Below are 22353 nucleotides of genomic sequence, written 5' to 3'. Positions count from 1 at the left end.
TCATTCTGGTAAATCTGCGTCCCGACTTCAACTGGGACCACGCTGCCGTCGGCGCGTGTTACTATCGCCTCGCCGGATGTTTGCACTACGGATCCAACCGGCTGTTGCCCCGCGGCTTGGGCGATTTGGATCGCTGTCGGGGGGTCGGCTGCGCTGCCAGTTGACGCCAGCCTACCTGGACCGTTCTCGGAACGTCCTCCACCACCATCCATACCCACGCTCCCGCATCGTCGACCTACACGATACCCACCCTACTCTCTAAAGTTTATTTTCTTCTGATATTGTGATGCAATTCAAGGATGCAAGGCGTCTATATTTAAAACACCCATTGACAAAAGAAGGTTCAACTCTGCGATTACAACGTTTGCTCTAGCGGAAACCGCATCACTTTGCGCGTTAATCAGGGCCGTCTCGCCGGCAAGCACGTCTATCAACGACCGTTGACCCGATTTGCGCTCCTGGCGAGCCAAAGTAAGAAACTCCTGGGCTACAGTCGCCTGTTCTTCGAGCAGAACACTGTTTCTGGTCGTGGTCTGAAGGTCGGACCAAGCGTTTCTTACCTGCTCATCAGTGAGATCCAATGCATCCCCATAGGCCGACTGTGTCGCCCGGAAGTCGGCTGAGGCTGCGCGGATTGTATTCCGCAAGGTTAATCCAAGATCGAACTCATAGGACAGCTGCAGCCGTATGATGCTTTCACCACGGTATCCGGCAATTCCTTCGACATCTTTCCGCCAGATCTGTTCTCCGACGATATCGAGCGACGGATAGTAGAGGCTGGACTCCGTACCGATCTGCACCTCTTTACTGATTTCCCTGTCCAACGATGCGACCTCGAGGGCCGTGTTCTCGCCGCGCGCGACGGACAATGCTTCGTCCAATGTCATCGGCAACACTTTGGGATCCATCGTGACTTCGACAATGCCGGTCGTGGACTCAGGGGGAAATCCAAAGACGGTTCGATAGCGGTTAACCGCCCGCTCCATATCCGCTTCTGCCAAAACGAGCCGTGCTTCGGCACCGATTAGCTGCGTTTTCGCCTGCAGAACGTCTGTCGTCAGCCCGGCTCCCTTGCGAACTCTTTCGTCCTCAAGCTCGGTCTGTCGGAGGATGTTTGCGACGGAGCTTTTAGCAAAATCGCGAACCTGTATCGACCTGGAAAGGTTAACTATTGCCGCGAGGCCTTCGAACAGGACCTGCTGCTCGGTATTCGCCGTTACGAGCTTGGCACGCTTCTCATTCAGTTTGGCAACACCGACAGTCGAATCCGACGCGCCAAAATCGTAAACCCGCTGCGTCAAGGAAAGAGATACTTCCCGCCCATTCAGAAGCGTGTCGTCAGCGTCTGGGTTGATGCGGCGTTCCTTGCCCACGAAACTCTGGGCGGCCACGCTGGGGTAATAAACCCGGTATGCTTCCGACACCCGTTCCTGCGCGGCGGACCACTGTTCGCGTGCCACCGCTATTCGATCGTGGCTCTCGAGCAATTCGCGTATCTGCCGGATGAGAGTTTCCCGGCCCTCATCCGCTGAAACAACCGACGGGAGCAGAAATACTGCGAAGCATATCGCCCCAACCGAACATGTTAGCGTTACGCGTCGCAAAGCGCCCCCCCGCCCGACGAAGATTGACCCATCAACTCCTTATACCGGCGGTTGCGGCCGGAAACAAGCGAGAGTACATTTTTGAACCTTTTCTAGCACAACCAAGAAAAGGAAGTAGAAGAAGATATTCTCCCTTGGATGACTATTCGAAATTTGATGCTCGATGCCTGACAGGAACTGCGGCGCCTATCCAAAGATGAGTTTCTCGGCAGGCTTCGGCGAATGGCTCGCCGGAACGAGATGCTCATTGGTTCTCTCGACCTATCATTCAGGAAAACTTATCACGGTGGGCACCGCCGCCGACGGCACCGTTAAACTGGATTCCGTCGGATTCGGCCGATGCATGGGGATGGCGGCCGATCGCAGCGGCTTTTGGGCATCGACGACCCATCAGCTATGGCGGTTCGACAGGCTTATCGAGCCGAACGCAGAGAACGGCGCGTCCCTGAAGTTCATACCGCAAGCCGCATTGACGACCGGTTTGGTCAATTGTCACGACGTCGCCATCGGACCGAACAAGACGCCGATGTTCGCCAACACACTATTCAACTGCATCGCTACGACGGACCATCGGCACAGTTTCGTTCCGATATGGCGTCCGGATTTCATTTCCGACATCGCCCCGGACGACCGCTGTCATCTGAACGGTATCTGCGCCGTAGACGGAGAGCTGCGCCTGGCAACGGGGTTTGCACATTCCAACGAACCGGAAGGCTGGCGGGACATCGAGGAAGACGGCTGGCTAATCGATATTCGCAACCCGGATCGATCCGTCGGCGGGCTTGTACAACCCCATTCGCCTAGGCTGTTCGGGAACGAGGCCTGGCTGCTGAATTCCGGTGCAGGCGCATTGGGCAGGGTCGTTGACGGCCGGTTCGAGCCTGTTTTCATTCACGGGGGATACCCTCGCGGATTGAGCCGGATTGGCGATCACCTCCTCGTTGGACTGTCGAAGGAGCGCCGAAACGGGGAGTTCTACAATCTGCCGATCGGAAAATGCTTGGAAGAGCGGGGGATGAGCGCCGGATGCGGCGTCGACATCCTCGACATGTCGGCGGGAAAAGTTGCTCATTGGATCCGCTTCGAAACAATCGTTACCGAATTGTTCGATGTGCTTGTTCTTCAAAATTGCACAGACCCAACACTCTTGCCGCCTTTCTCCGACATCGCGCAGCGCGCCTACGCGATCGGAACGAGTGCGTGACGCTTAATCAGCGGGAGAGCGCCGCCTTCGCCACCGAGGCAAGCCGCGCGACGGCGTCGTCGATTCGTTTGCTTTGAATGGCTGCAAACCCTATTCGGAACGCGTTACGCCCTCTCGCGCCATCCGTGAAGAACAGTGATCCCGGTTCAACGGCAACTCCCTCGCCGCGGGCCGCCGTGGCGAACCCCTCGTCGATGGTGCCGGTGTCATCTACGAGCCAGAAGGAGGTCGCGCCGAATCCTGAATAGGGACTCCAATCGGGAAAGTGCCGGGAAATCGCCGCATCCATCACGTTCCAGCGGGTGCGATATACATCCGCGACATCATCCAAATACTTCTCGTAATAACCGAGTTTAAGAAAATGACCGAGCAGGCGCTGATGCAACCCGGGTTGATCGCCAAATAGCCGACGCGAAAGACTTGCCGCACGCTTGACGATTTCTTTCGAGGCAACGATGTAGCCGAGGGACAACCCGGGTCCTAGCGTTCTCGAAAGGCAGCCAACGAGCGCGACACGGTTCGAACGGTCAAGCGCCTTCAGCGATACGTCCAATTGACCCTCAAGATTTCTTTCGAACCCCGTCTCGTATTCAATTACGAAGCCGCTGTTCTCATCGGCCCAGTTCAAGAGGCTCTGTCTTCTTGCTAGAGCCATGGGCACACCGGTCGGCACCTGATGGGAGGGAGATACGACAGCCACATCGGCGTCGATGCTGTCAACGACCAGGCCGTTGCCGTCCACGGGGCAAGGAACGACAGTGGCCCCGAACCCGCGCAACACGTGCCTGGCTTCCGGCGGCCCGGGGTCCTCGACGGCGAAACGCCGCTCCGCAGGATCAAGCAGCAGGACCAAAAGCGACAGCGCCGCCTGCGCGCTTCCAACAATCAGGACTTCTTCCGCCGATGCCACAAGCCCCCGCTTTGGGAGAATGCGGTTGCTGATCTGGTCGACCAATACCGGCTCGCTCTGAATCTCGTCGATTGCCGCGATGTTCCTGACCCAGTTCTTCCCCATGCTGCTTTGCACGCTGTGGCGCAGTTCGCGCGCCGGAAACAATTCCGGGTCGACCGCTTCACAGACCAACGAATACTCACAATCCGGCATAGCAGATTCCGGCATATCCGATACCAGGTCGAACGGCTCGGCCATCGTCCTATCCATCCCGTTTCATGAGGTTTTCAAAAACGCACCGCGTTTCGCAAGCAATGCCGCATAGCAAGCCTTCTCGCTACAACTTGAGTCAATGGACTCAATTCAATCACCGTCCATCCAGGAAAGCGATACTAGAAGCATGGACAAATTACTCTATAATTTCAGGATTCCTAACGGTCCGGTTGCATGGGCCTCATTATGATCAGAACAAGAATAAGGGTCCCGGGACCGACGGCAAAGCTAATGCGATTTTTCTCCGAGAGCGCCTTAGAGAAACTGCCGCCGCTTTTCATCGGATTGGCCGTGCTTGCCTGTCTCTGCGCCATCAAATACTTCGACCCTCCCTTCATTCAGGCGTCCCGCAATCTTTTCTTCGATCAATACCAACGCCTTTCTCCGCGGAAATACGCTCAAGTCCCGGTACGTATCCTGGATATCGACGAAGAAAGCATTGCCCGCTTCGGTCAATGGCCTTGGGACAGAAAGAAGATAGCGGAAATCGTAGACCGCCTAACCGACAAAGGCGTGGCTGTAGTCGTTTTCGATGTCCTTTTCTCCGAGGCCGACCGGACTTCTCCGCGCAAATTTTTTTCCGAGATTCAGGAAAACTTGGAAACGACGGTAACCGCCGAGCAATTGCCCGACTACGACGAGATGCTGGCGTCCTCGATTGCGCGTGGCCGTGTCGTGACGAGTTTCGTTCTGGCCAACGACACCACGGGTGGGCGACGCCCACAGATCAAGCGCAGTTTTGCCGTCATCGGCGACGACCCAAAGCCCTACATCACCAATTTCAAGACATCCGTGCCGGCCCTGGAAGTTCTTGAGGTTGGCGCCGCGGGAAACGGCGCGATCAACTTCATCCCGGAGTTGGATGGGGTCATCCGCAAAGCGCCGCTCGTCTTTCGGATCGGCGACGAGTTATACCCGACTTTGGTGACAGAAGCGCTACGTGTCGCCCAAGGCAAGGCCCCCTTAATACTAAAATCCGTTACCGCCGGCGCAAACGGAAAAACATTTCACCGGCCCGGAATCACGAATGTCGGCATTGGCGCTTTCAATTTGAAAACAAACGAGTTTGGTGAAATTTTTCTTCACTACACGCATCATGTTCAGGAACGCACCTACCCGATCTGGCGGCTCCTCGACGACGCGCAGCCAATCCCGGACAAAGCCATTCAAGGCAACATCGTTCTGATCGGCACCTCCGCGGCCGGTCTGCTCGATATGCGTTTCGAACCCTTGGGCAACGTGGTTCCGGGCGTTCAAATGCATGCACAAGCTCTGGAGCAGATCATTTCAACGAGCTATCTACAGCGGCCCGAATGGTCGAAAGGAATTGAGCTTCTGTTCCTGATCGTCGCGGGATTGATCGTCGTCGTCACCGCATCGGTTTTTGGCGCTTTGCCTTCGGCGCTCGTCGGCGGCGTAGTCGTGCTCACCGGCATTGGGGCGGCTTGGTATGCATTTGTCGGCGAAAGGTTTCTGATCGATCCTTTTTCGCCAAGCGTCTTCGCTTTGATCTCCTATGCCGCAGCGGCCTCTTCCCGTTATTTCATCACCGAAAGGAAACAACGGTTCGTCCGCCAGGCATTCTCAAGCTACGTCTCGCCCAACTTAGTGGATCATATCGTTGCCGGGGAAGGAACGTTGACACTGGGGGGAGAGCGTCGCGAGGTTTCGTTCGTGTTCACGGACCTCGAGTCGTTCACGGCAATGGTTGAAGACAATGACCCAAGCATAATAATGCCGATCCTGAACGAGTACCTGGACGAGATGATCGGCATCGTGTTCGACCACGGCGGTACTGTGGACAAGGTTGTCGGCGACGCGCTGCATGTCATGTTCTCCGCGCCTGTCGCCCAGGAAAAACACGCGGACCTGGCGGTTGAATGCGCTCTTGCAATGGATCGTTTCGCGCAGGAATTTCGCGCCCGGGTCCAGGAATACGGATTATTCTTGGGCCGAACCAGGATAGGTGTGAATACAGGCGAAGTCGTGGTGGGAAATTTCGGCGGCAACCGGCTTTTCGACTACACCGCCCATGGAGACGCCATCAACACCGTGGCGCGCCTCGAAATGGCGAACAAGGCGACCGGGACAAGGGTGTGTGTGGCGTCCAATACAGTCAGCCTGTGCTCAAGTTTCTCGTGGCGTCCGATCGCGGACCTTGTTCTTAGGGGCAAGCAGCAAGTCGTTTCCGTTTTCGAGCCGTTGCGTTCGGAGGACGATGAGACCGCCTGGTTGGATGAATACCTGCATGCGTATGAGAAGATGAAGGCTGGAGATCCGGACGCGATGGAGGCGTTCCGAAACTTAGAAGACAAGTATCCCGATGACGCTCTTGTGACATTGCACTTGCGCCGTCTTTCCAAAGGCGAAGCAGGCATTAGGATGATTGGCTAAACAACCAGCAGCTTGGGTACTCCCTGCCAGGAACTGGAAGACATTATGGCTGACACGTTCGACAGAAAAGAAGAACGGATCCAAAACGATCCGATCCCGATCCAGTTAGAAGGCAAGAAGTACCGCCTTCACGATTGGTCGGCCGGCGGTTTTAGCCTCAAGGCGTATCATAGGGATATCGTGCCCGGAGAAGTCGTAGAAGGTAGGATCGGATCACTGTTCGGACTCCCACGGTCGGCGTTTAAAGCGGTAGTCGTGTGGCGAAAACAGCAATCAGTCGGCTTCTCTTTCCAGCAACTACGATCGGAAACATTCGCAGCGATGCGGGAGAGAGCCACAGCCCGCAAATGCCGGAGATGAGGACGAGCACTTAGACGGATTGCAGATTGTGTCCTCCGCCCCAAGTTACCCAGTGTTGGAAAGATTACACCAATTGGTAATTCCAGCTATCAACGCGAAAACAATGTTCTGCGAGAATTCCTAACAGGGAAATGTCGGATTCAATATCATGCATGTAGCCGCGCGAGTAGCCAGCCAGCGCTAACGTGTCCACAATAGTTCGGTTCCGCTCACGCCCGACGCAATAGCGCCGGGGCAGAAGCTCACCGATACGAATGTTCTTTTGACCTGCATTGCGGCCATGCACATGGCCTAGCCAGACTTGTCGATCAATGCCGTTCAGCCTCGCCAATGACAACAATGTATAAGCTATGAACCACCGCTTTCCGACCCGACAGACAACCAGTTTCTCTGCCTGACGGCGAGGCCAAGCATCACCTGTTCAACTGCGTTGCTGTCCCAATACAGGTTTCCACGGACAATACTACTACTGAGAGGCTTCAGTGTTCTGAGCACGGCGCACCGCTCGGACTTCGAAAAATGGCTAGATGAGAATGGCACGGTTGTTCATTTGGCCTCAATGTTGGCGCACACATCTATCCAGCACCATACTCTGGAGGAAAGGCGCACCAGAGTTTCCTTGACCGACCGGGAGAGGGAGTGCCTGAGTTGGCTCGCCAAGGGTCTCAGAACGGGTCGTATCGCAGAACGCTTTGGCCTCGCCGACGTGACAGTCGCCCTGCACCTCAGCAATGCTCGGAAGAAGCTAGGAGCCACCACACGCGATCAAGCCATGGCGCAAGCGATCATGCTTCAATTGATATACCCGTAAGGAGCTAGGAAAAGCTTCAAGGACAACCAACAGACCATGGTTGAACAATGAAGACTTAGTATTGATCCTAGGTCTATCAGTTCGAGTTTAAGCAGCAGCGATGTCAGATTTCGCGTCATACTCAGCAGCAAAATTCCGAAAAGTCTTTTTACTACAATCAGATAGAAAAAAATCGTCGCCTGCTCCCAAAGCAAATCCGCTACCAAGCTGCGCTCCCCCCACGACTCGCTCCATTGTTGCCTGTTTTTTTGTTCAGCAAAGTTTTTTGTCACTACCGATCATATCCCTGAAAAGTTCGAATCTCGGGCGCCGCCCATTCATCGACTTACTTGGTAAGGGAGAGGTCCAGAGTTCAAATCTCTGCGGCAGCACCACCATCCCTGGATGATACGATGCATCGTGGTGGTCTCCGGCAAGCCCCCTACATTTCAGGCACAACTCAGTCTAGAATGGCCTCGTACGGAGAGGCATGTGGGGGCGTTTCCGGGTTGAACGTCCAGTTCGCCCCGATGTCAGCCTGGGGTTTCACCATCCTTGGCGTCGAAGAAAAAGGACTGGCATGGCGGAGCGTCATAACTGGGGGCCGCAACAGTGGGCCGACTATATCATCGCGGCCCATGGGCGCACGGTCGCGTCGATCGTCGAGACCGGCAAGCGATGGGGCGAGTACAGGGAAGCCATTCATGCGGACAAGCAGATCGGCTGGGGCGACAAGGTTTTCGACCTGACCGGTTACGGTAAGCGGAGCGCCAACCGCCACATTCTGATTCATGAAAAATTGAGTCCCATTGGGACCCGATTTTCGGAACTGCCGTCATCCTGGCGCGCCCTGTCGGAATTGGCGGTGCTGGATGTCGATAAGATCGAAGCCCTGCTAGACGCGGGCCTTGTGAGCCGGTCCTCAACCCGCAACGACATCGTCACCGCGGTGAAGGTCGCCAAGGACATCCTGCCCCAGGACTTCCGCATCGAGTTCGGTAAGGACTATTACCAGGACCTGAAGGAAGCGGTCCTGGACTTCGAGGTCATTACCGAAGCAGCCCGTACCGGAACGGCGAAGCCCGTCCCCTGCGCCGAGCCGGCCGCCAGGGAGGAACGGCCCGCCCGCGAAATCGACCTTCGTGTCCAGACCATCCGGGACATGGCCCGGGAGTTCGACAAACGCATAGCCAGGACCGAACGGCCGTTCGAGCATCCCGACGCGCGGGACGCCATGGTCGGTTTCATCAAGCACTGGGCAGACCAGCTTGGGCTGACCGTCATGGACAAGAACGGTTAGACCCTCCGAACGCCCGGCGCGCGATCTTCAGCCTTGGCTGCACGGTGTTTTTCGATACGGCTCGGTATGTGCCGGCGGCTCCCCGTATATACTCCGCGTCAGACTTGTTTAGTGCGTGAACCGGGTGGGACGGGCTTTTGATATGAATGACGGCAGAGTTACGCCGGAAGGGCCGACCGCAGCGCTGGGCGCGTTCGTCGCCGGGTTGCGCTTTGAGGATCTGCCCGCCCCTGTGGTGCGCCAGGCGACGGATTTCATTCTGGATGCGGTCGGTTGCGCCATCGGCGCCTGGCGGGACGATCCTGAAAAAGCCCGGATCCTGTCCCGCGTCGTGGCAACCTTCCATTCGTCCGGCGCGTCCGCCATCTGGGGATCGCCAGGGCAGTTTTCCGACGCGGCCCTGACCGCCCTGGCCAACGGGGCCCTGGTCAATGCCGCCGATTTCGACGACACGCATAAACGCGCCCTGCTGCATACCGGGTCGGTCGTGGTGCCGCCCGTCCTCGCCCTGGCGGCGGAACGGGGCCTTTCCGGCCGGGACGTCATCACCGCGGTCGTTGCGGGGTATGAGGTCGCCGTGCGGGTCGGCATGAGCGTGATGCCGAGCCATTATCGATACTGGCATTCGACGGCTACCAACGGCACCTTCGGGGCCGCCGCCGCGGCGGCAAAGGCCATGGGTCTGGATGCGGAGGCGAGCCGGATGGCGCTCGGCTTCGCGGGTACCCAGGCGGCGGGGCTCAACACCTTCTTCACCTCCGGCGATATGACGAAGAGCCTGCATCCCGGAAAGGCCGCCTTCAACGGCATACTCTCCGCCCGCCTCGCCGCCGTCGGCGGCACCGCCCCGCCGACCATGCTGGAACATGAGAAGGGCTATCTCGCCGCCTTTTCGACCGAGCCGAAGCCCGACGCCCTGGTCCGGGGGCTGGGTCGAGAATGGGAAATACTGCAGAACGGCTTCAAATTCTTTCCCTCTATCCTGGCCAGCCATTCGCCGATACAGGCGACGCTGGCCATCGTGACGGAACACGACCTCTCCCCCGACCGCATCGCCGCCATCACCAACGAAACCTACAATACGGTGAAAACGCATTTCTCGGCCAAGGACGTCACGACGTCGATGGGCGCGCGGGTCAGCGTTCCCTATTGCTGCGCCGTGGCCGCGCTGGACCGGCAGGTCGGGCAGGCCCAATTCACACCCGAACGCGTGGGACGTACGGATGTTCAGGACCTGCTCGCACGGACCGAGGTCGTGGCCGATGCCGATCTGAACGCCCTCTACCCCGACAAGTTCCCTGCCCGGGTGACGATCACCACGACGGACGGGCAGCGCTTCACCGCCAGCCGCGACTTCCCCAAGGGCGATCCGCAGGACCCGCTGACACCGGCGGAGATCGAAGCGAAATTCGCCGACAACGTATCGGGCCGTTTCGACCAAGAGCGGACCCGCCGCATCATTTCACTCGTCCGTGCATTGGACGACGACGCCCCCGCCAAACCGCTGCTGGACCTGCTGGCCGACAAGCAAGGAGAAGAATGATGGAACATGCCGATATCGGATCGATTTCCGTTCACTGCGTGCACGAGACCGCGGGGCCGCTGCTGCATGCGCAAAAATTCTTTCCGGACCTGACCGACGAAATGTTCGCCGCCGCCCGCCGGGACCTGCCGCCCGGCAACCTGTCGCCCGAGGGCGAGGTCATCCTCAGCTTCCATAGTTATCTGGTCCGCACCGAACGCTACAACATCCTGGTCGACGCCTGTTGCGGGAACGGCAAGTCCCGGCCGCACCGCCCTTCCTTCTCGAACCTGAATACCGGCTATCTCGACACATTGGCGGCGGCCGGTTGCCGGCCGGAGGATATCGACTTCGTGCTCTGCACCCATCTGCATTGGGACCATGTCGGCTGGAACACGCAATTGCTGAACGGCGAATGGGTGCCGACCTTCCCGAACGCGAAATACATCATGTCCAAGCGCGAATACGACTACTGGGACAAGCATTACGCGACCGATCCCGGCAACCCGCATCGCGGCGCCTTCCAGGACAGCGTCGAGCCCCTGGTCCGCGCCGAGCGCGCGGTTCTGGTCGACCTGGACCATGAAATCGATAACGGCATCTGGCTGGAACCCTGCCTCGGCCACACACCGGGTCAGGTCGTGATGAACGTCTCCTCACGGGGCAAGGCGGGCGTGATGTGCGGCGACGTCATCCATCACCGCATTCAACTGACGGAACCGCAATTGACCTGCCTTGCGGACACGGACCAGGCGATGGCGCGGGCCTCCCGCCGCCGGCTGATGGAAAAACATGCCGATACCGGCAATCTGGTTTTTCCGGCGCACTTCCCGGCCCCCACCTTCGGCGCGCTCAACGCGTTGCCGAACGGCCATGGCTTCGCCCTCAGCACGGATTGACGCGCGCCTGGATCAGCCGGGACCGGAAGACCTTCTAACCGCGCAGCACCTGCGTTTCCGTCAACAGCCAGTCCCGGAAGGCGCGGACGGGTTTCCGGCGCATGCTTTCGGGCAGGTAGAGCAGCGAGTAATCACCGAAGGTCAGGCCTACTTTCGAAAAACGGATGAGGCGCCCGGCATCCACATCGGCGGCGATCAGTTCGTAGGAGATCAGCGCCAGCCCCTGGCCGGACAACGCGCCCTCGATCGCCAGAATACTCGCCAACGGGCCGGAGACCGGGGGCAATCTCACATCCGGCACACCGGCGGTGCGAAACCACTGCGCCCAGCCCTCCCCCCTGTCCTCGTGCAGCAGGCGGAACTGCAGCAGGTCACGCGGGTCCTTCGGCACCCCGCCATCGGGTACCATGGAAGGCGCGCCGACCGGAAACACGGTCGACCGGACGATATGGTCCGATTTCAATTCGGGCCAGGTACGATAGCTGTAGCGGATCGCCAGATCGGCCTCGTAATGCTCGATATCCGCCAGGCGGCTCGATGCGTCGATGCGCAGTTCGATTTCGGGATAAGCAGCATGGAAACCGCCCAGACGCGGCATCAACCATTTCTGGGCAAAGGTCCCCTCCACGCTGACCGTGACCAGGCCTTCCACCTTGGTGGTGAGTGCTTCCGTCGCCTCGGCGATGCGGTCAAAGGCCGGCCGGACCTCATCCAGGTATCTTGCGCCCGCCTCGGTCAGTTCGACGCCGCGCGGCACCGTACGGAACAATTGAACGCCGAGCCGCTTTTCCAAGCCGCGCACATGCCGGCTGATCGCCGCATGCGTAACGTTCATCTCCTCAGCCGCACCTGAAAAACTACCCAACCGTCCGGCGGCATCGAAGGCGCGCAAAGCGTTCAAGGGGGGCAGTTGGCGTGGCATAACCAACTGTGACTTTTCCTTACATCACCTGTCAAGAAACGGCGTTTGAGAAAAGTCGGCATCAGCGGCACATCTAAGGCAACACAACCCCGAACCTCACCATAAGCAAAGGGAGGAAGACATGTCCGAACAGAACATTTGCATTGATTCCTTTGTCCCCGCCGCCACCGACCGCAAGCCCGGTTTGACTGTACGGATTCAGGGTAGATGGGCCCGCATTCTGGCTGATTTCCGCGCCTGGCAGGAACAACGGAACACCTATCAACTGCTGCGCCGGCTCAACGACCGCCAACTGCGGGATATCGGTATCAGGCGGCATGATCTTCCGCCGACACTGCAGAACCATCTGGTCGCCGATCAGCCCTCCATGACGGCCCTGTTTCCCCAGGCATTCTTGACACTGACGGAAACGAGCAAGCGAAAAGTGTGTGACTAATTTGTACGGCCCTGCGGCGAGGAAAAAGGCCTCGTCCGCACGGCCCGCTTGTCCGGCCGGGACTGGGGACCCTAGGCTGCGGGAACGGCCTCAACCCTGACCGGCTTCATGAATCCGCTGAATTCCCCCCTGCTGCGCGGCATAGCCTTGATCCTGACAGCCATCGCGCTGTTCGATGTCATGGCGGCGATTATCAAGTATATGGGGGCATCCTACTCGCCCCAGCAGCTCTCCATGTTCCGCTGTTTCTTCGGCGTTTTCCCGGCCATCGCCTTGCTGTTCGTATCGCGCGACTGGCACCGCAGCGGCCGGCCCATCAAGATGCGGCAATGGCCGCTGGGCCTGCTGCGGGGCCTGTTCGTCGCAATCGCCCAATTCTGCTACTACACATCCCTCGCCAATTTGGAATTCGCCCTGGCCGCGACATTGACCTTCGCCGGTCCGCTCTTCGTCACCGGACTGTCCGTGCCGGTTCTGAAGGCGAAAGTAGGCCTGTGGCGCTGGATCGCCGTATTGATCGGGTTCACCGGCCTTGTCATGATCATGCAGCCGGGCACGGATATATTCACCTTCTACGTCCTGCTGCCGCTCTGTGCGGCTTTCGGCTATGCCTCATCCAGCGTCAGCGTGAAATTGATCGACGACGGCGTCCCGACACCAACCATCAACCTTTATGCCACCGCCGGTGCGCTGGCCGGCGCGGTCTTCTTCGTTCTGGTCACGGATGCCTACCGCGCCGTCGGATCGGCCGAGGACTGGATGTGGCTTTTCGCCATGGGGCTTGCCGGCGGGCTGGCTGTCTTTTCGCTGGTCTCCGCCTACCGGCAGACGGCGCCGAGCAATCTGGCGCCGTTCGAGTATTTCGGCATTCCGCTCTCCTTCGCGATCGGATGGCTGGTCTTCGGCGAAACCCCATTCGACCGGCTGGTGCCCGGTGTCTTCCTGATCGTCGCAGGCGGCATCATCATATTCTGGCGCGAGCGTTACCACGCCGACAGGATTTGACTGCCCTTACCGGGAATCCGGATCCTCCTCCATCCAGCGGCTCGACCGCCGCTGGTAAAAATCGTCCGTCACCGGTCGGGCGCGGCGCCGGGACCGCCGGACCAGCGTGTTCAACATCTCGACGAACGCGGAAAACGCCATCGCGGCATAGATATATCCCTTGGGCACATGCACACCGAAGCCGTCGGCGATCAGCGTCGTGCCGATCAGCAGCAGGAAGCCCAGGGCCAGCATCACGATGGTCGGATTGCGCTCGATGAACCGCGCCAGCGGTTCCGCCGCCAGCAGCATTGCCAGCACCGCCACGACGACGGCCACCATCATCACCGGCACATGATCGGTCATCCCGACAGCCGTGATGATGCTGTCGACAGAAAAAACCAGATCCAACAGAACGATCTGGACCATGATCCCGGCCATACCGGTCGCGGCCGCCCCGGCCGGAGACATTCCGGCACCGTCCTCGCCGATGCCGTGCGGGTCGACCGCCTCATGGATCTCCTTGGTCGCCTTCCAGACCAGGAACAACCCGCCGGCAATCAGGATGATATCGCGCCAGGACAAGGCCTCGCCGAATACATGCAGGACCGGCTCAGTCAGGGAGACGATGAACGCCACCGAACCGAGCAGCAACAACCGCAGGACAAGCGCCATGCCGATCCCCAATCGCCGGGCGGATCGTCTGTGCTCGGGCGGAAGCTTGTTCGTCAGCACGGAAATGAAAATCAGGTTGTCGATGCCCAGCACGACTTCCATGACGATCAAAGTAACCAAGGCAATCCAGACTTCCGGACTGGCAAGAAGGACGAAAAGGTTTTCCATGGCGCAAGATCCTGCGTTGACGAACCGACATGATGCACCGGATTCGGAAATTCCGCATCAAATGGGGTGCCCCCGCCATCCCGGTAAGGGGCCAAGGGGGATCATATTTGATCTGATCTGACCTGCGGCCCGTCGAATTTCCGAGCTGCGGGGCGAACAGGGCGGCCAACGTGCCGCCAACCGCGGAACGCTTCCCGACGACCAGGATTCCGGTAACGGGGACGAATGCGCCCTGTTTACGTCAAAAACAACCAAAGTAAAAATTGAATAGTTTTCTCCCCTACTCTTGCAAATACACTTAAAATCCATTTACGAATTGTTCATTGTATTTGTTCTTTTCTTAGAAGGCATCTTCCGCATTCCTTGAATAGGGCCGTCGAAATGGCAAAACCCGGTAACCGCCCCCAGACACGCAGCCACGGCCGGATCGGCAGTGCGGTCATCAGCGGCATGCTGACGGCCATGTTGGTCGGCGAGGCCTCGGCCACCCAGCTTCTCGATACGGCGGCTTCGGCGGACCTGGCGAATGCCATCGCCGCCATCGAAAAGGGCGACGGGCAGGCCGCGGTATCGGGCCTGCAATCCATGATCGAAGCCGGCAGCGCGGAGGCCGGCTATCTTCTGGGATCGATCTGGCACAAAGGCGTCGGCGTCCCCCGCGATTTCGCCAAGGCACGCGGCGCTTATGCCGCCGCCGCCTTCCTGGGGCATCCAAAAGCCATGAACGAGTTGGGCATGCTGTATAGGGACGGGCTCGGCGTCGTTGCCGACCCGATCGAAGCGGTTGCCTGGTTCCGCGTCGCGTCGGAATTCAACCTGACCGCGGCGATGGAAAACCGGGACACGATGGAAGCCGGAATGCAGGACCGCGAGCGCGCCGCCGGACGGGCACTGGCCCTGCGGCGGGAGCTGGAAATCGATCTGCTGTCCCGCGACAAGCTGGGCGCCCCGCCGAAGGTCCCCACCCGTGCGGCCCGCGATGCCAGCACCCGCGATCTCGCCCTGGCCATGCTGCGCCAGGAAACCGCCAACGGCGAACCAGAATTGTCCGAAAGCGAGGACCGGCCGCAACCGGCGGCAGAGCCATCCTCCTCCCAGGCCATCGCCCCCTTTCTGGTGCAGATCGGCGTCTTCGCCAAAGCCGAGAGCGTGACGCGCATCCGGAAAGAGGCGGAAGGTTTGGGCCTGACGGTTCAGGAAACCACGCGGACGGTTAACGGCAAGACAGCCACCCGGCTGACCGCCGGTCCGTTTGACACGGAAGTCGCCGCAAAGGACGCCGCCGAGAAACTGAACGCGGCCTTGAAAGTGACCACGCGGGTCATGCCCGCCGCGTCATAGGGCCAGCCCGACCCGCGTCCCCTCCTCGATAGCGCGTTTCGCGTCCAATTCGGCAGCCAGTTTGGCGCCCCCGATGACGTGTACGGGGAGCCCAGCCTGCTGCAGCGGCTGCAGCAGTTCGGTCCGGCTGTCCTGCCCCGAACAGAGGATGATGGTGTCGGCCTCAATGATCCGGCTTTTGCCGCCCACGGTGATATGCAGACCGTCATCGTCGATCCGGTCATAGGTTACGCCGGCAATCGTCTCAACGCCGTTGCGCTGCAATTCGATACGATGAACCCAGCCGGTGGTGCGGCCCAGGGTTCGCCCGAACGGACCCTCGCTGCGTTTAAGGAGCGTCACCTTGTGCGGCGGCGTTTGCCTGGCCGGTTTTCCGCCGATCAGGCCGCCCTCCCCGGCAATCGAACCGTCGATTCCCCAATGCGCGTTATAGTCCGCGACATCAAGGTGGTGACGGCTGCCCTCTTCCACCAGAAACAAGCTGACGTCGAATCCAATCCCGCCGGCGCCGATCACCGCGACACGGGCCCCGACCGGTTTTCGACCCGTAAGCGCCTCAGGATAGGTGACCACGGACGGATGATCGACACCCGGAATGTCGGGCACGCGGGGCGCGACGCCAGTGGCCAGCACGACCGCGTCAAATCCTTCCGCTTTCAAGCTCTCCGCATCGGCGCGACAGTTCATTCGGATCACCGCGCCAGCCTGTTCCAGGTTGCTGCGGAAATAGGCGATCGTATCGGCGAAGACCGCCTTGCCGGGGATATGCTTGGCCAGGTTGAACTGTCCGCCCAGTTCCCCATCCGCTTCGAAGAGCGTGACCGAATGACCGCGCCGGGCGGCGGTCAGCGCGGCGGACAGCCCCGCCATGCCGCCCCCGATGACGGCGACCTTCTTCTTCACCGCCGCCGGCACGAGCGTGAATTCCGCTTCCCGCGCCGCGGCCGGATTGACCAGGCAGGTCACCGCCTCGCCGACGAAATAATGATCCAGACAGGCCTGATTGCAGGCGATGCACAGGTTGATCCCGGCGCGATCGCCCGCCGCCGCCTTGCGCACGATATCGGGATCCGCCAGGAAGGGACGGGCCATGGAGACCATATCCGCCATTCCTCCGGCGATAACCTTCTCCGCGTCTTCGGGCGTGTGGATCTTGTTCGACGCGACCACCGGAATGCTCACCGCATCCTTCACCGGTTTCGCCGCCCAGGCGAAGGCGGCGCCGGGCACCGGCTGCGCGATGGTCGGGATACGGGCCTCATGCCAGCCGATCCCGCTGTTCAGGATGTCCGCGCCGGCCGCCTCGACCGCCTTGGCCACGGTAACGATTTCATCGCCCGTCAGCCCGCCCTCGACCAGATCGAGCACCGAAATGCGATAGACGATCAGGAAATCGTCCCCGGCCTTCTCGCGGCTGCGCCGGACCACTTCCGTCGCGAAGCGCATCCGGTTTTCCAGCGGCCCGCCCCACTCGTCCTCCCGATGGTTCGTCCGCGACGCCAGAAACTGGGTAATCAGGTATCCTTCCGATCCCATCAGTTCGACACCGTCATAGCCGGCATCCCGCGCCAGGGCCGTCGCGGTGGCGAAATCGTCTATCGTCGCCTCGACCTCCGCCGCTGAAAGTTCACGGGGCGCATGCTTGTTGATCGGCGAGCGCAGGGGCGAGGCCGAGACCGGGTGATCGTGATAGCTGTAGCGTCCGGCATGCAGGATCTGCAGCGCGATCCGCCCGCCCGCGGCGTGAACCGCCTCGGTGATCACCCGATGCCGCGCGGCATCCTCGGCGGTCGACATTTCCTCCCTGGGCGCGCCGAGATTGCCGTCCCGGTTCGGCGCATGCCCGCCGGTGATGATCAGGCCGACGCCCCCTTCCGCGCGTATCCGGTAGAAGTCCGCCAGTTTCCGCAAACCATCGGTGTCGCCTTCCAACCCGGTATGCATGGAGCCCATGACGACACGGTTCGGCAGTGTCACGGAACCGACACGGATCGGCGATAAAAGGGAGGGATATGGGTTTGGACTGTTCATGGCGGACCCGTCTGTAAAACTTGTTCTGGTTGGCCGTAGAGTGCCGTGACGTCAGGGAGAGTGAAAGCTTGTTTTCGGACCAATCCTTGAGCCTGCTGCGGCTCTTCGCGATCCAGCCCTGGCTGTTCTATTTCAACCCGCCGCTCTGGATTTTGCTGCTCGCCCAGCCGAACGCATCCGCACATCACGAGCACGACCCCGAATGATTCGGGCCGGCGCGATCAGAGTCGGGGAGCGGGGAAATCGGAAGCGGTCAGGCCGCCGGTTCCGGCGCGGGCGTTTCCGCAAGTTCCTCCGCATAGTGGCAGGACACGAAATGCTCGTCTCCCATCTGTCGCCACTTGGGAACATCGATCCTGCATTTGTCCCGCGCGAACGGACAGCGCGTATGGAAGCGGCAGCCCTCCGGCGGGTTCGCCGGGCTGGGGATTTCGCCTGTCAGCCGTTGCGCCTGCCCCGCGTCGTCTGGGTCGAGTGACGGGATCGCGGATAGAAGCGCCTTGGTGTAAGGATGGCGCGGCGCGGAGAACAGGCTGCGCGTCGGCGCGGTCTCGACCAAACGTCCCAGATACATCACCGCCACATGATCGCAGGTATGGGCAACGACGCTGAGGTCGTGACTGATGAACAGGAAGGTGATGTCCATGTCCTGCTGAAGCTGTTTCAGCAGGTTCAGGATGTCCGCCTGAATGGAGACGTCGAGCGCCGCCACGCTTTCATCCGCGACGATGAATTTCGGTTCGCAGACAAGCGCCCTGGCGATCGATATGCGTTGCCGCTGGCCGCCGGAAAAGGCATGCGGGAAACGGCGCAGATGCTCCAGGTTCAACCGGCATTTCGCGGCGATTTCCCTAACCCGCGCATCCGTCTCCTCGCGCGTCTTGGTGATGCCCATCACCTGCAGCGGTTCGGCGATGATGTCACGAACCGTCATGCGCGGGCTCAGCGCCGCATAGGGGTCCTGGAAGATCAACTGGGCGCGGCGGCGATAGTCCTTCAGGTCGTCCTTGCCGATCGTGGCGATGTCGTATTTCACCTCGCCGTCATCGTATTGAATATGGCCTTCGGTGATCGGCACCGCCTTCAGGATGGCACGGCCGAGAGTCGTCTTGCCGGATCCGCTCTCACCCACAAGACCGAAGAAACAGCCTTTCGGAATATCCAGCGAAACGCCGTCGACGGCACGCAGGATGGGCGGCTTGCCGATCAACCGGCGGCCAAGCGTGAAATGGACGCCGATATCTTTAACGGAAATATGGGTCGACGCCGTCACGCTACCGCCTCCGCTTCATTGTTGCGCACTTCCTTCGCCACGAAACAAGCGGATGTATGCCCCGGCGCCATAGTGTTCGGCGAGGGAATATCCCGGTCGCACTTGCCCGGAATGGCATAGGCGCAACGGGTGTGAAAAACACAGCCCGAAGGGCGTTCCAGCGGGCTTGGAATATCGCCTGGCACAGGTGTCAGCGGCCGGTCCAGGTCATCCAGATGCGGAATCGCGTTCAACAATCCCTTGGTATAGGGATGCGAAGGATGGCGGATCACGTCGCGCACGGATCCCGTTTCGATCACATTGCCCAGATACATCACCGCGACCCGGTCCGCGGTCTGCGCGATGACGCCGAGATCATGGGTGATGAACAGGATGCCCATGCGGTACTCGTCGACCAGCTCCTTCATCAGATCGATGACCTGGGCCTGAATGGTGACATCCAGCGCCGTCGTCGGTTCGTCCGCGATCAACAGCTTGGGACTGGTCGACAGCGCCATGGCGATCATGGCGCGCTGCCGCATGCCGCCGGAGAATTCGAAGGCATATTGATCGATACGTTTGGACGGTTCGGAAATGCCGACGCGCGCCAGCATGTCGATAGAATGTTCGCGGGCTTCCTTCTTCGACATGTTGGTGTGGATCAGAAGCTGTTCGACCATCTGATCGCCGATCGAAATCGCCGGCGCGAAACTGGCCATCGGCTCCTGAAAGATCATGGAGATCGCGCCGCCGCGCACGACCTGCATGTCCTTCTCCCGTTTCAGGGAAAGAACGTCGACCGGTCCGCTGTCGAGATTGAGGGTGATCGAACTTTCCGGCCCGTAGATCGCGTTACCGGCATTCAGGCGCATCAAGGCCTTGGCCGAGACGGATTTGCCGGACCCGCTCTCCCCAACCAGCCCCAGGACCTCACCCGGGGCGATGTCGAAGGAAATCCCATCGACGGTGGTGATGATGCCCTCATCGGTCCTGAACTGGATCGTCAGGTCTTTCACACTGATCAGCGGTTCCGTCATGACTTCCGATCCGAGTAGGGGTCCGCGGCATCCCGCAATCCGTCACCCACGAAGACGAAGGCCAACACCAGCGCAATGAAGAAAATGACGGGGATGAAATACCATTGATAATTCAGCAGCACATCGGATTTGGTGACATTCTGCAACATCACGCCCAACGAATTGACCGGATCCTTCAACCCCAGACCGATGAAGCTGAGCGCCGTTTCGGAGAGAACCATATAGGGGAATGAAATTACCAGATCGACGATGATATAGCTCGTGAAACTGGGCAGCAGATGCCGCGCGATAATATGGGCTGGCGAAGCCCCGCACAGTTTCGCGGCCAGCACATATTCCTGGTTCCGTTCGGTCAGTAGATGCGTGCGCACGCGCCGCGCCAGGGTCGGCCAGCCGATGAAGCCGAGGATGATGGAGATGAAGAAGAAGCGGGTCTCCGAACTCCATTCGTCGGGGATGAACGCCGCCAACGCCATGAAAAGCGGAATGGCGGGCACCGTTCGCACCGCATCGGTCAGCATCTGGAAGAAACCGTCTATCCTGCCGCCGAAATAGCCGGACACACCGCCGATGATCAGCGCCAGCACGAAACTGATGAAGACGCCGATCGTCCCCACCGCGAGCGATGTCGAAATCGCGTGCAGCGTTCGGGCGAAGATGTCCTTGCCGCCATCATCGGTGCCGAAAATATGGATACCGCCCTGGTCTACGCCGAACAGATGGGTATTGAAGGTGATACCCGGCAGGCGAATATCCAAAGCGTCGCCCGGCAGATCGATGTCCCAGGCGAAATACTTGTACTCCCACCCCTCGACGAAGAAATGGACGTAACGCCGTTCCTCGGGGTTGATCTCCGTAACCCAGCGGAAATTGGTCTTGGCCGACCGCGTCCGCGACAATCCGTGCAGGAAGGGACGCAGCGAACATCCGTTGTGGTCGCAGAACATCGGGATCTGCGGCGCGCCGTTCTGATAATCCTTGTCGCGGCCCGCGATCGTCGGGTCGTAAGGCGACAGGAAAGGCGCGATCAGCCCCATACCGATCAGCGACAACAGCACGAAGGCGGCGACCATGGCGGTCTTGTTGCGTTTGAACCGGGCCCAGACGAGCTGCATCTGGCTGGCGGTGAAATAGGCTTCCTTGCGCTTCTGTTCGGCAAGCGCTTCGGCGGACAGTTCCGGTGAGGCGGTTTGATCGGCCATGGCCTAGCCCCCCATCACGCTGTGACGAACGCGCGGATCAAGGATCGCAAGCAGCATGTCGGTCATGAAATTCAGGAAAACGATGGACGCGGTCAGCATGAAGATGATGGCGCCCGCCAACTGCTGATCGTTCGACCTTGCCAATGCCTCGAGCAACAGGGCGCCCATTTCCGTCAGTGTCAGGATGACCGCGACGATGGGCAATTCGTTGAACACCCGGTTCAGATCGAAACCCAGTGAATTGACGATCGGGCCCAGCGCATGCTTGGCCGGATAACGCCAGAGCAGTTTGCCACCGAATATACCGCGCGCCTTCGCGGCGGTGACGTAGAGCTTGCCGATCTCGTCCGACATCAGCGCGCGTACGGTCTGCAGCGCAAAGGCCGTCGCCGACCAGCCGAGGATGAAGATAGGCAGCCAAGCCCGCGACAGGAAGTCGACGACGCGGTCGAACGACCAGGCGGCATCGCGGAATTCTTTTGAGAAGAGACCCGTCAGACTGTCCCCGAACATGACGGTGGAGAACAGCATGATCATCAAGGCCAGCAGGAAGTTCGGCAGGGCCAGGCCGAGATAGGAGACCAGCCGCAGCGCGTTATTGGCGACCGGACTGTCCACCGCGGCGGATATGATGCCGACCGGCACCGCGATCAGATAGGCCATGAAGAGAGAGGCGAAACAGATGCCGAGCGAGATCCAGATCTTTTCGCCCAGCAACTGATTGATGTTCAGGCGCAGGATGCAGCTATCGCCGAATTCACCGTGGAAGAAGACATTGCCGACCCAACTGGCCCAGCGAACGACAAAGGGACGGTCCAGGCCGAGCCGCTTTTCTTCCGCCTGGATATCCTCGATCGAGATCTTGGCGCCCTGGGTATTCTTGAAGGCGAGATAGCGTTCGGCGCAGTTGCCCGGCACCAGTTCCATTAGCGAAAAAACGATGAAGGAAACCAACAGCAGCGTCACAATGGCCATACCGGCCCGCGTCAACGCGAACTGTGCAAACTGCAGCATCTACGTGCCCCTCTCGACTGCCCCGCAAGAACCCAATGAACCGGCACGTTCCC

The 22353-nt window shown here is 59.8% G+C and carries 20 protein-coding genes; 11 read left to right on the top strand and 9 right to left on the bottom strand.

Annotation, left to right across the window (positions count from 1 at the left end; genetic code table 11):
- Window positions 1-293: 293 nt before the first annotated feature.
- Window positions 294-1487: a TolC family protein gene (locus ACQK2G_RS05695; RefSeq protein WP_425404059.1), complete on the bottom strand. Its 1194-nt coding sequence runs from the start codon at window positions 1485-1487 to the stop codon at window positions 294-296.
- 280 nt (window positions 1488-1767) lie between these two features.
- On the opposite strand from ACQK2G_RS05695, the gene ACQK2G_RS05690 reads away from it, so the two are divergent.
- The gene (locus tag ACQK2G_RS05690; RefSeq protein WP_425404058.1) at window positions 1768-2808 is read left to right on the top strand and encodes a TIGR03032 family protein; all 1041 of its coding nucleotides are present in this window, start codon (window positions 1768-1770) and stop codon (window positions 2806-2808) included.
- 7 nt (window positions 2809-2815) lie between these two features.
- Here the strand turns inward: ACQK2G_RS05690 and ACQK2G_RS05685 are convergent, their stop codons facing one another.
- Window positions 2816-3958 carry a PLP-dependent aminotransferase family protein gene (locus ACQK2G_RS05685; protein ID WP_425404057.1) on the bottom strand — a complete coding sequence of 381 codons (1143 nt, stop codon included), beginning with the start codon at window positions 3956-3958 and terminating at the stop codon, window positions 2816-2818.
- A 189-nt stretch (window positions 3959-4147) separates the two neighbouring features.
- Here ACQK2G_RS05685 and ACQK2G_RS05680 point away from each other — a divergent pair, with 189 nt between their 5' ends.
- The 6 genes from ACQK2G_RS05680 to ACQK2G_RS05655 all read left to right on the top strand — a co-directional run bounded on the left by ACQK2G_RS05680 (window position 4148) and on the right by ACQK2G_RS05655 (window position 11238).
- Entirely contained in the window at window positions 4148-6367 is a 2220-nt protein-coding gene (locus ACQK2G_RS05680; RefSeq protein WP_425404056.1) for a CHASE2 domain-containing protein, read from the top strand.
- Window positions 6368-6412: 45 nt separating this feature from the next.
- Window positions 6413-6727 (top strand): PilZ domain-containing protein, encoded by a 315-nt coding sequence (locus ACQK2G_RS05675; RefSeq protein ID WP_425404055.1) that lies wholly within the window; start codon window positions 6413-6415, stop codon window positions 6725-6727.
- 559 nt (window positions 6728-7286) lie between these two features.
- Complete coding sequence (locus ACQK2G_RS05670; RefSeq protein ID WP_425407615.1) at window positions 7287-7538, top strand: response regulator transcription factor; 252 nt, start codon at window positions 7287-7289, stop codon at window positions 7536-7538.
- Window positions 7539-8097: 559 nt separating this feature from the next.
- On the top strand, window positions 8098-8817 hold the full coding sequence (locus tag ACQK2G_RS05665) for a hypothetical protein (protein WP_425404054.1): 720 nt from the start codon (window positions 8098-8100) through the stop codon (window positions 8815-8817).
- A 142-nt stretch (window positions 8818-8959) separates the two neighbouring features.
- On the top strand, window positions 8960-10360 hold the full coding sequence (locus tag ACQK2G_RS05660; RefSeq protein WP_425404053.1) for an MmgE/PrpD family protein: 1401 nt from the start codon (window positions 8960-8962) through the stop codon (window positions 10358-10360).
- Window positions 10357-11238 carry an MBL fold metallo-hydrolase gene (locus ACQK2G_RS05655; RefSeq protein WP_425404052.1) on the top strand — a complete coding sequence of 294 codons (882 nt, stop codon included), beginning with the start codon at window positions 10357-10359 and terminating at the stop codon, window positions 11236-11238. Before ACQK2G_RS05660 ends, ACQK2G_RS05655 begins: the two co-directional genes overlap by 4 nt.
- Window positions 11239-11272: 34 nt before the next feature.
- Here ACQK2G_RS05655 and ACQK2G_RS05650 read toward each other — a convergent pair whose 3' ends face one another.
- Window positions 11273-12160 (bottom strand): LysR substrate-binding domain-containing protein, encoded by an 888-nt coding sequence (locus tag ACQK2G_RS05650; protein ID WP_425407614.1) that lies wholly within the window; start codon window positions 12158-12160, stop codon window positions 11273-11275.
- A gap of 121 nt (window positions 12161-12281) precedes the next feature.
- On the opposite strand from ACQK2G_RS05650, the gene ACQK2G_RS05645 reads away from it, so the two are divergent.
- On the top strand, window positions 12282-12596 hold the full coding sequence (locus ACQK2G_RS05645; protein WP_425404051.1) for a DUF1127 domain-containing protein: 315 nt from the start codon (window positions 12282-12284) through the stop codon (window positions 12594-12596).
- Between the two features lie 108 nt (window positions 12597-12704).
- Complete coding sequence (locus tag ACQK2G_RS05640) at window positions 12705-13601, top strand: DMT family transporter (RefSeq protein WP_425404050.1); 897 nt, start codon at window positions 12705-12707, stop codon at window positions 13599-13601.
- A 6-nt stretch (window positions 13602-13607) separates the two neighbouring features.
- On the opposite strand, the gene ACQK2G_RS05635 is transcribed toward ACQK2G_RS05640, so the two are convergent.
- Window positions 13608-14423 (bottom strand): TerC family protein, encoded by an 816-nt coding sequence (locus ACQK2G_RS05635; protein ID WP_425404049.1) that lies wholly within the window; start codon window positions 14421-14423, stop codon window positions 13608-13610.
- A 381-nt stretch (window positions 14424-14804) separates the two neighbouring features.
- Between ACQK2G_RS05635 and ACQK2G_RS05630 the strand changes: the two genes are divergently transcribed.
- On the top strand, window positions 14805-15764 hold the full coding sequence (locus ACQK2G_RS05630; protein ID WP_425404048.1) for an SPOR domain-containing protein: 960 nt from the start codon (window positions 14805-14807) through the stop codon (window positions 15762-15764).
- Here ACQK2G_RS05630 and ACQK2G_RS05625 read toward each other — a convergent pair.
- Window positions 15759-17795, bottom strand: coding sequence for an FAD-dependent oxidoreductase (locus ACQK2G_RS05625; RefSeq protein WP_425404047.1), 2037 nt, complete (start codon window positions 17793-17795; stop codon window positions 15759-15761). The genes ACQK2G_RS05630 and ACQK2G_RS05625 overlap by 6 nt on opposite strands.
- Window positions 17796-17863: 68 nt before the next feature.
- Here ACQK2G_RS05625 and ACQK2G_RS05620 point away from each other — a divergent pair, with 68 nt between their 5' ends.
- On the top strand, window positions 17864-18001 hold the full coding sequence (locus ACQK2G_RS05620; protein ID WP_425404046.1) for a hypothetical protein: 138 nt from the start codon (window positions 17864-17866) through the stop codon (window positions 17999-18001).
- A gap of 47 nt (window positions 18002-18048) precedes the next feature.
- Here the strand turns inward: ACQK2G_RS05620 and ACQK2G_RS05615 are convergent, their stop codons facing one another.
- From ACQK2G_RS05615 to ACQK2G_RS05600, 4 genes are read right to left on the bottom strand one after another with little or no spacing between them, the layout of a single operon-like run.
- Window positions 18049-19068 (bottom strand): ABC transporter ATP-binding protein, encoded by a 1020-nt coding sequence (locus tag ACQK2G_RS05615; RefSeq protein WP_425404045.1) that lies wholly within the window; start codon window positions 19066-19068, stop codon window positions 18049-18051.
- Window positions 19065-20084, bottom strand: coding sequence for an ABC transporter ATP-binding protein (locus ACQK2G_RS05610; protein WP_425404044.1), 1020 nt, complete (start codon window positions 20082-20084; stop codon window positions 19065-19067). Before ACQK2G_RS05610 ends, ACQK2G_RS05615 begins: the two co-directional genes overlap by 4 nt.
- Entirely contained in the window at window positions 20081-21286 is a 1206-nt protein-coding gene (locus ACQK2G_RS05605) for an ABC transporter permease (protein ID WP_425404043.1), read from the bottom strand. The genes ACQK2G_RS05610 and ACQK2G_RS05605 overlap by 4 nt, the downstream gene beginning before the upstream one ends.
- Before the next feature lie 3 nt (window positions 21287-21289).
- Window positions 21290-22300, bottom strand: a complete 1011-nt coding sequence (locus ACQK2G_RS05600) for an ABC transporter permease (protein WP_425404042.1) — start codon at window positions 22298-22300, stop codon at window positions 21290-21292.
- Window positions 22301-22353 lie beyond the last annotated feature (53 nt).

This window comes from Hwanghaeella sp., from assembly GCF_965227365.1.
Taxonomy (GTDB): Bacteria; Pseudomonadota; Alphaproteobacteria; order UBA8366; family Aestuariispiraceae; genus Hwanghaeella.
This window is presented reverse-complemented; position numbering and strand designations above follow the sequence as displayed.